The organism is Candidatus Binatia bacterium, assembly GCA_023150935.1.
Classification (GTDB): Bacteria; Desulfobacterota; Binatia; order HRBIN30; family HRBIN30; genus JAKLJW01.
In genome coordinates this window covers 1-566 of sequence record JAKLJW010000159.1, presented here as the reverse complement: position 1 = coordinate 566, position 566 = coordinate 1, and the positions used below count along the sequence as shown (strand labels likewise).

Here is a 566-nt window from a genome sequence, read left to right as displayed (position 1 = left end):
ACTTGCTGAAGTCGCCGTTGGCACCCCAGGAGCCCTCCGCCAGTTCGACCGCCGTGCGGGCCGGGGCCCGGGTCAGGTGCTCGGAGGCGGTGGTAGGCGTCGGGCCCCGGGCGTGCCGGAGGGCGCGGTAGAGATCGCCCAGGAAGTCGACGCCCTCGAACCACCAGTGCCCGAACAGCTCGGTATCGAACGGGACGGCAATCAGGTCGGCTCCACGCTCGGCTTCGCGCGCCACCGAGGTTACCAGCCGGGCGTAGTCGACCGCGTGCTCGCGGGCTCGGGCCCGGGCCCCGTTGGGGTCGTACCGGAGCTTCCCGCCCAGATCGGTCTGGCTGTCGGTCACCCGCCAGAACTTGAGTCCGCCGGGGAACCGAATCTTGTGGAACTCGAGATAGGCGCCATCGCCCGGGTAGCCCTGATAGCGGCTCCACACCCGGCGCGACGAGATCGGATCGCGCACCAGCGTGGCCACCACGCCGGCTCCCTTCCGGGGCGACACCTGGTAGGCCCGGTACGGCGACCGGGCGGCCGGCAGGTCGAGCGGATCGTCACTGGCCAGCAGCGCG

The 566-nt window shown here is 71.7% G+C and carries 1 protein-coding gene; it reads right to left on the bottom strand.

Annotated elements, in window-relative coordinates:
• On the bottom strand, positions 1-566 hold a 566-nt coding region (locus L6Q96_23500; GenBank protein MCK6557513.1), incomplete at both ends, for a DUF1957 domain-containing protein.